The following is a 9002-nucleotide window of genomic DNA, read 5'->3' as shown; positions in this document are numbered from 1 at the left end:
CAGGATCACGCCGCCGCAGCGATTGCTGCAACCGGAACGCCGGTTTTCGCCGTCAAGGGCGAGTCGCTCGAAGAGTACTGGACCTATACGGACAAGATTTTCCAGTGGCAGGATGGTCAGCCTTCCAACATGATCCTCGACGATGGCGGCGATGCCACGATGTACATTCTCATCGGTGCACGTGCCGAGGCTGGCGAAGATGTTTTGTCGAAGCCGGAGAGCGAAGAAGAGGAAATCCTCTTCGCACAGATCAAAAAGCGCATGAAAGAAACGCCTGGCTTCTTCACCAAGCAGCGCGATGCCATCAAGGGCGTCACTGAAGAGACCACGACCGGCGTCAATCGTCTGTATCAGCTGCAGAAGAAGGGCTTGTTGCCCTTCCCTGCAATCAACGTCAACGACAGCGTCACCAAGTCGAAATTCGACAACAAGTATGGCTGCAAGGAATCGCTGGTTGACGGTATCCGCCGCGCTACCGACGTCATGATGGCTGGCAAGGTCGCTGTCGTCTGCGGTTACGGCGATGTGGGCAAAGGTTCGGCCCAGTCGCTGCTTGGTGCCGGCGCCCGCGTCAAGGTGACGGAAGTTGATCCGATCTGTGCGTTGCAGGCCGCGATGGATGGTTTCGAGGTTGTGACGCTCGAAGATGCGGCCCCGACGGCCGACATTATCATCACGACGACCGGCAACAAGGACGTAATCACCATCGAGCACATGCGCGCGATGAAGGACATGGTCATCGTCGGCAACATCGGTCACTTTGATAACGAGATTCAGGTCGTCGCCCTGCGCAATCTCAAGTGGAACAACATCAAGCCGCAGGTCGACATGATCTCGTTCCCAGATGGCAAGCGGCTGCTGCTTCTCTCCGAAGGCCGTCTCCTCAACCTCGGCAATGCTACGGGCCACCCAAGCTTCGTCATGTCCGCCTCGTTCACCAATCAGGTTCTGGCTCAGATCGAGCTTTATAGCCGCGGCGAACAGTACAAGAATGAAGTCTATGTCCTGCCGAAGCACCTCGACGAAAAGGTTGCCCGGTTGCATCTGGACAAGCTTGGCGCGAAATTGTCGGTGCTTTCGGAAGAACAGGCTGCCTATATTGGTGTGACGCCGAAGGGTCCTTTCAAGTCTGACCACTACAGATATTGATCTGATTAGTATATACCCACAAGATATAGAAACCGGAGGATTGACAAATTCTCCGGTTTTCTTTTTTGCGCCTAGTTCTTCCCGTCGATTCGCTCAAGGTTTATTGTAGTGATTCGGGATGACGGTGTTCCAGGTGGGCCGCTTGCTTAAAAAAGCAAGCGGAAGGGAATAACCGGCATTCGTCAGGATGGGGCAGCGACGGTTGATATGAAAATTGGGACAAGTGATGTTCGCAGTAAAGATGCAGCACACGGACCGGTGCTGAACAGACTGCGGAGGATCCTGGCTAAAGGCACAAGTTCAGCCCTGCCAGTCCTGTTGATGTCTTCCCCGTCGGCTCGTGCACAGGACGCGCTCGGAAAAATCACGACACCCTTTGGCGTAGAGGTCGGTACGTTCGAAGTCGTGCAGTTCGCTATTTTCCTTGGCGCCATGGGTGCAGCGCTGCTTTCAGCAGGCTGGCTTATTCGCGAGCGCAGTCGTATTGCCCAAGAAAATCGCCAGCTGCGCGACAAGGTTGCGGACCTCAACGTAACGGTCCAGCGCAACGAAGCCCTGCTTAATCTCAAGGATCAGCGTGTGGTCGTGTGGGAAGGCGCTTCGAGTACGCCCAATCTCATCGGCACTCTTCCTCCAGAGATTGGCGTGCCAGAAGGCCGTGCGCTGTTTTTGGCCTTCGGACGATGGCTGCGTGTCGATTCCGTTACGCTGCTTGATCGTTCCATCTCTGCTTTGCGCGAAAAAGCACGCCCATTCGACATCGCGGTTGAAACCTCGAAGGGCGCACCGCTGGAAGTTCAGGGCCGCACCTCCGGCGGTTATGCAATAGTGCGTTTCATCAATCTCGGTGAGACCCGGGTCGCGCAGGCGCTCCTCAAGTCTGAAAACTATCAGCTTAGTGAGGCCGTCACCACGCTGCGCGGCTTGCTGGAATCGATCGATATGCCATCCTGGAGCCGTGATGGCGATGGCCGTCTCGACTGGGTGAACATGGCCTATGCCAAGGCTGTTGATGTTCGCGATCCGCAGATTGCGATTCGGGACGGTCGCGAATTGTTCGGCGCACAGGCGCGAGAAAAGATCGAACGCGACAAGGTAGCAAACAGGCGCTTCCAGGATCAGCTTTCGACAGTGGTTGGTGGCGATCGTCATGTATTCCGGGTCACCGATGTTGCCAGTAGTGCGGGCTCGGCCGGCCTCGCGACCGACGTCAGCGAAGTCGAACTGATCCGTGAAGAGTTCAAGCGAACGGTTCTTAATCATTCGGATACACTCGACCAGCTGAACACTGCCGTCGCGATGTTTGACGCTAATCGCAAGCTGCAGTTCCATAACCAGGCGTTTGCCAAGCTTTGGGGGCTGGACACGGCATTCCTCGAGAGTAGTCCCGACAATGCGATGCTGCTCGATCGCTTCCGTAGTGATGGAATCCTGCCGGAACAGCAAGATTGGCGCCGATGGAAGGAAACAGTCTTGTCTGCCTATCATTCGGTCGAGTCGCAGGAGCATATCTGGTATCTGACCGATGGGCGCACGCTGCGTGTGATCGTCAATCCGCAGCCAAAGGGCGGGGTGACCTGGGTCTTCGAAAACCTTACTGAAAAGCTAGAGCTGCAAAGCCGCTACAACACCTTGATCAAGGTACAGGGTCAGACGCTGGACCATCTGGCGGAAGGCGTCGCCGTTTTCGGCTCAGACGGAAAGATACGCCTATCGAATCCTGCTTTCGCTTCCCTCTGGTCGCTGAAGCGCGAGCAAATCTCTGAAGGTATGCACATTTCGGCCATTCGCCGGCTGTGTGAACCGGTCTCGGATGCTGCGCATTGGGAAACCTTTGTCACCACCGTGACCGGTTTTGACGATGAGCGGCTGTCTCTCTCGGGACATCTCGAACTCAGCTCCGGCAAAATTCTCTACTATGCGACGGCGCCGCTGCCAAACGGCCAGACCATGCTGACTTTCGTTGATGTGACGGATTCGGTGCAAGTGGAGCGCGCGCTGAAGGAGAAGAATGAAGCTCTGGAGCGGACGGATGAGCTGAAGAACGATTTCGTTCAGCATGTGTCCTATGAGCTGCGATCGCCTTTGACCAATATCATCGGCTTTACCGAGCTTCTGCAGACGCCGATGACGGGGCCGCTCAATGACCGTCAACGCGATTATCTCGATCACATCGGCACGTCCTCTTCGGTGCTGCTGACGATCGTCAACGACATTCTCGATCTCGCCACCGTCGATGCCGGTATCATGGAACTCGATATCAGCAATGTGTCGGTCACAGATGCTATCGCCACTGCATCCGAGAAGGTAGCGGAGCGATTCAGGGAGCATAATATCCTGCTCGACGTCCGCATCGCACCAGGAACGGGTTCGTTTCGTGCCGATGCCAGCCGGGTCAAGCAGGTTCTATCCAATCTTCTCAGCAATGCTGCCAACTACGCGCCTGAAGGCAGCACGGTGACGCTCGCATGCTGGCGGGACCAGGCCGAAATGGTATTCAGCGTCAAGGACAATGGCCCAGGCATGCCGGATTATGTTCTCGACAGCATCTTCAAGCGCTTCCAGCCCTATCCCAATGGCGGCCGCAAGCGTGGAGCCGGCCTCGGACTTTCCATTGTCAAGGGTTTCGTCGAATTGCATGGTGGTACGGTCGATATCGATAGCGGCGCCGGCAAAGGCACGCTGGTTACCTGCCGGTTCCCGGTGGAGGCGCGCACATTCAGCATCGCTGCCGAATAAACGCTCCATGACATCAATCATCATTCAACTTGCCACACCCGAGGATACGACAAGGCTTGGCCAGGATCTGGCACTGGCGTTGCGCAAGGGTGATCTCGTCACGTTGTCAGGAGATCTCGGTGCCGGCAAGTCGACACTGGCGCGTGGAGTGATACGTACCATTGCCGATGACCATGGCTACGAGGTGCCGAGCCCGACCTTCACCATCGTGCAGTCCTATCCGGAGTTGCGCCTRCCAATAAGTCATGTCGATCTTTTTCGCCTGACTTCTGCCGATGAGGTGGATGAGCTCGGTCTTGATGAAGTCCTGGAGGATGGCGCCGTTGTAGTAGAGTGGCCGGAACGGGCGGAGGGTGCGCTTTCAGCGCCCAGCTTGAAGGTGACGCTTGTGAATGACGGCGACGGCCGGAAGGCATTGATCGAGGGCGAACCGGCTGCATTGGCGCGGTTGCAACGCTCCCTGGGGATTCGCGCGTTTCTCGCCAAAGAAGGATTCGCCACGGGTGAGCGGCGCTATCTGCTTGGCGACGCTTCAGCCCGGGGTTACGAAACCATTGCAATGGGAGCGGGGAGTCCGCTTATCCTCATGAATTCGCCCTACAATCCAGGTGGTCCAGTCCTTCGCGACGGCAAGACCTATATGCAAATCGCGCACCTTTCCCAATCCGTGACTGCGTTCGTCGCACTTGACAGGCTGCTCGCATCACGCGGCTTCACGGTGCCGAAAATCGCCGCAGAGGACTTGGAGAACGGTTTTCTGACCCTCGAAAATCTTGGCGGCGATGGGATACTGGATGGCGAAGGCGCTCCAATCCTCGAACGCTATGAAGCAACGGTCCGTTTGCTGGCAGCTCTGCACCAGCACTCCTGGCCAAGGGATATCGATTTAGGCGAAGGCATTTCCCATCACATCCACGATTTCGATCGCGATGCCATGATGATCGAGGTCGAGCTTCTGTCCGATTGGTATGTGCCGCGGATAAGTGGAGCAGCGCTCGGACCCGCCCGAAAGGCAGAATTTGTGGCCGCATGGGATAAAGTATTCAGCCAACTAAGTAATACGGAGAAAAGCCTTCTCCTGCGCGATGTTCACTCACCCAATATCCTATGGCGCGAAAACGAAAATGGTATAAATCGTGTCGGGCTTATTGACTTTCAGGACGCCATGATTGGGCCGTCAGCCTATGACGTTGCCTCGTTGATCTTCGATGCACGCGTCACGATTGCCCCGGAGCTGCAGGATCATTTGCTCGGCACCTATATCGACGAACGGCGCTCGGCTGATCCCGGTTTTGACGAAGCATTGTTCCGTAAGGCGTTCGCCATCATGGCGGCACAGCGCAATGCCAAGATACTTGGTATTTTCGTCCGACTCGACGAACGTGACGGCAAGTCCTTTTATCTGAAACATCTGCCGCGTATCCGGTCCTATCTTGATCGCGTTATTGTTCATCCTGCACTGGCGCCGGTCAAGCAATGGTGCGACAAGGCGGGAATACTTTCTTCGGAGATTTGATTGATGGCAGGTCCGCATACGGCAATGGTTCTGGCAGCCGGCCTTGGCAAGCGTATGGCTCCAATTACCGATACAATGCCAAAACCACTGGTAAAAGTAGCCGGCAAACCATTAATCGATTGGGGACTTGAAGCGCTTGAAAATGTGGGCGTCGAGCGAGCTATCGTCAACGTTCACTATCTTGCCGATCAGGTCGATGCGCATCTGGCGAAGCGAGAGACGCCGGCGATCATCATTTCGGACGAGCGCAATGAACTGCTCGATTCCGCCGGCGGTATCATCAACGCACTTTCGAAGATCGGCTCCGATCCTTTCTATGTGGTCAATGCCGATACTTTTTGGGTGGATGGACCGAAGCCCAATCTTGTCCTGCTGGCTGAAGGGTGGGATGATGCGCGCATGGATATTCTGCTGATGATTGCGGCAAAGGATCAAGCCACCGGCTATAATGGGCGCGGTGATTTCCACATGAGCAACGATGGTCGCTTGCGCCGCCTCGGAATCGGCGAAACGTCACCCAATATTTATGCCGGTGCAGCCGTTATCCATCCGCGGATTTTCGCAGGCGCCGTGGCGGGCAAGGCCTCGCTCAATCGCTATTTTGATGCGGCGATCGCCGCGGACCGGCTTTATGGCCGACGGATGGAGGGCATGTGGCTGACGGTCGGAACACCTGATGCGATTGGCGAGGCGGAAGCCGCCATCGCCAGACAGACGGTCAATGGTTGAGCACGGACATTCGCGCATATTCTCCATAGCACCGGGCATTCCGTTTCTGCCCGCTCTTGTTGATGCACTGCGATCGGGCACCCTTGTGCCCGGATATCCCGCGGATCCGTCGAATCCCATGGCGCTCGCACAGGCAACGATCTACGTGCCGACACGCCGCGCTGCACGCACCCTGCGTTCCTTGCTGGTCGAAACGAGCCCGACCAAGTCTGCTATCCTCCCCGTCATCCGGCCGCTCGGTGATGTGGACGAGGATGCGGCAATGTTCGATATGGGATCGGATGCTTTTTTCGATCTCCTGCCTCCGATAGGCTCGACAGAACGCTTGCTGCTGCTCGCGCGGCTGGTGAGGCCTTGGCGCGAACGTCTGCCCGACCATGTCCGGGCGCTTTTCGGCAACGAAGAGATCGCGATCCCGGCTACGACCGCGGATGCAATCTGGCTGGCGCGAGATCTCGCAAGCTTGATGGATCAGGTTGAGACCGAAGCGATGGGATGGTCGTCGCTATCCAACATTGTGTCGGAGGATCTGCCGAACTGGTGGCAGGTAACTCTGGACTTCCTGGGGATAGTCACCAGTCTTTGGCCCGACGTTCTTGCCAGCCGGCATCGATCCAATCCTGCCGCCCATCGCAATCGGCTGATAGAGCTCGAAGCCGAGCGTCTGGTGCGCAGCCCGCCAGCGGGGCCGGTTATCGCCGCCGGTTCCACGGGTTCCATACCCGCCACCGCACAGCTGCTCGCCGCCATCGCTCGCCTGCCACAAGGTGCTCTGGTCCTGCCCGGTGTCGATCGTGACATGGACGCAGCAAGTTGGGAACTTCTGTCCAATACCATCGATAGCCCATCGATCTTCGGTCACCCGCAATATGGTTTGAGAAAGCTGTTGAGCCAGCTCGGCGTTCTGCGTCAGGACGTCATCCAGTTGGGAGATGTCGCAGCGTCAAAACGTGCGCGCGAGGCTTTGCTGGCCGAGGCGATGCGCCCCGCAGACACGAGTGAAGCTTGGGCCGATATCGACCGTGGCGATGGCAGGTTCTTGGCTGCCATCGCGCCAATTGCGTTGGTGGAGGCCGCGAATGAACGGGAAGAAGCTCTCGCGGTCGCTGTCGCCTTGCGTGATGCGATTAACCAGCCAGGCAAGACGGTAGCCTTGATCACTGCGGATCGCGAACTTGCGCGCCGTGTCTCGACCGAGCTCGCACGCTTCAATATCACAGCCGATGATTCCGGCGGTCATGCCCTGCGCGAAACGCAACCAGCCACACTGATGCGATTGGCACTGGAGACAATCTTCAATCCTGGTGATCCTGTCGCATTGCTCGCACTTCTCAAACATCCCTTGACCCGGCTCKGTCTCGAACGTTCCGCTGTTAGGCAAGCTGCGGAAACCATTGAACTCGTGTCGCTTCGAGGGGGCACGGGTCGGGCTATATTGTCTGGCCTGCGTTCCTTCTTCGAAAAACGCCTTTCGGACGCAAGCACAACGCCATTTGAACCCGGGTGGCTCCGGCAGATTACCGTTGCGCAGGTCGAGGCTGCCCGCTCAGCCTGCGAAGCGCTCTCGCAATGCATGCAACCGCTGGCGGTCTTTGCTTCCAGAAAAGCCCCGGTGGAGATCGCGGAGATTATCCACGCTACCGTCGCCAGTCTGGAAAATCTGACACGGGACGACCAAGGCGATATTGCGGCGCTCTATTCCGGCGCTGCTGGCGAACAGTTCGCCGCCTTCCTGCGCAATTTGATATCGGCAGATGCAGGGTTGGAGTTCATGCCTTCCGAATGGCCGTCGATGATCGAGGCGCTGGTCGCCGGAGAGGTCGTCAAGCCTAAGGCCGGCGCGCATCCCCGCCTCTTTATCTGGGGGGCACTGGAAGCCCGTTTGCAGACGGTCGATACGGTCGTCATCGGCGGTCTGAACGAAGGGACTTGGCCGGGCAAAACCCGCAATGATCCCTTCATGTCGCGGCCAATGAAATCGATCATCAATCTTGAACCACCGGAACGGCGCACTGGCCTTGCAGCGCATGATTTCCAGATGGCGATGGGAATGGACCGCGTCATTCTCACACGGGCGCAGCGCGCCGCCAACGCTCCGACGGTTGCGTCGCGCTGGTTACAACGCCTCGAAACAGTTCTTGGCAAAACTGCAACTACTGAATTGCGCACCCGGGGCGCGAAGTATCTGAACTGGGCGCGGGAGATCGATACTGCACCAGACGAAGACTTCGTCAAGCGGCCGGAACCCAAGCCACCTTTAGGCGCGCGGCCAAAGCATTTCTCCGTCACGGAAATTGAGACGCTCAGGCGCGATCCTTACGCGATCTTTGCCCGGCGCATCCTCCGCCTGCGCCCCATCGAGTCACTGATCCGCGATCCCGATGTCGCTGAACGCGGCTCTCTGTTCCACGATATCCTGGCCGATTTCACTGCACAGAGTGTCGATCCGCAGAACACCGATGCATCCGCACGTCTTCTGGAAACAGGACGGCGATTTTTTGATGAAATCGCATTACCGGAAGAGATCGATGCGGTGTGGTGGCCRCGATTTCAATCTTTGGTTCCGGAATACCTCCAATGGGAACGCCAGCGCGCGCACCTTATAACGGCACGTCATCCAGAAATTGCTTCAAGAAAGATTCCCGTTGAAACGACCGGCGTGACGCTCTCTGGCCGTGCTGACCGCGTCGATCTACGGAGCGACGGTTTGGCCGAGATTATCGACTACAAGACCGGTTCGACCCCATCCAAGCGGCAGGCGCATGTGCTTTTGTCCCCGCAGCTTGCACTCGAGGCAGCACTTCTGGCGCGCGGAGCCTTCCACGAGGTTGGCGCGCGCGAAGCTGCAGATCTGCTCTATGTGCGGCTC

General features: G+C 57.4%; 5 protein-coding genes. All 5 read left to right on the top strand.

The window, feature by feature from the left end; genetic code table 11:
- Positions 1 to 1149 (top strand): adenosylhomocysteinase (locus tag ACXJ5O_RS12580; protein WP_457300177.1); only part of this gene is annotated, 1149 nt, incomplete at its 5' end.
- 321 nt (positions 1150 to 1470) lie between these two features.
- Positions 1471 to 3888, top strand: coding sequence for an ATP-binding protein (locus ACXJ5O_RS12575; RefSeq protein WP_457300176.1), 2418 nt, complete (start codon positions 1471 to 1473; stop codon positions 3886 to 3888).
- A 7-nt stretch (positions 3889 to 3895) separates the two neighbouring features.
- Positions 3896 to 5404: a tRNA (adenosine(37)-N6)-threonylcarbamoyltransferase complex ATPase subunit type 1 TsaE gene (gene tsaE, locus ACXJ5O_RS12570; protein WP_457300175.1), complete on the top strand. Its 1509-nt coding sequence runs from the start codon at positions 3896 to 3898 to the stop codon at positions 5402 to 5404.
- A 3-nt stretch (positions 5405 to 5407) separates the two neighbouring features.
- Positions 5408 to 6133 (top strand): nucleotidyltransferase family protein, encoded by a 726-nt coding sequence (locus ACXJ5O_RS12565; RefSeq protein WP_457300174.1) that lies wholly within the window; start codon positions 5408 to 5410, stop codon positions 6131 to 6133.
- The coding region (gene addB, locus ACXJ5O_RS12560; protein ID WP_457300173.1) for a double-strand break repair protein AddB at positions 6126 to 9002 on the top strand (2877 nt) is incomplete at its 3' end. The genes ACXJ5O_RS12565 and addB, both read left to right, overlap by 8 nt.

The sequence above is a fragment of the Phyllobacterium sp. P5_D12 genome, assembly GCF_054049495.1.
The sequence above is the reverse complement of the archived record's forward strand: the minus strand, read 5'-3'. Positions and strand labels throughout refer to the sequence as shown.

What these genes read in the sequence shown, in the direction of transcription:
- ACXJ5O_RS12575 (WP_457300176.1), top strand. Translation starts at nt 1,471, where the DNA reads ATGTCTTCCCCGTCGGCTCGTGCACAGGACGCGCTCGGAAAAATCACG.
- ACXJ5O_RS12565 (WP_457300174.1), top strand. Translation starts at nt 5,408, where the DNA reads ATGGCAGGTCCGCATACGGCAATGGTTCTGGCAGCCGGCCTTGGCAAG.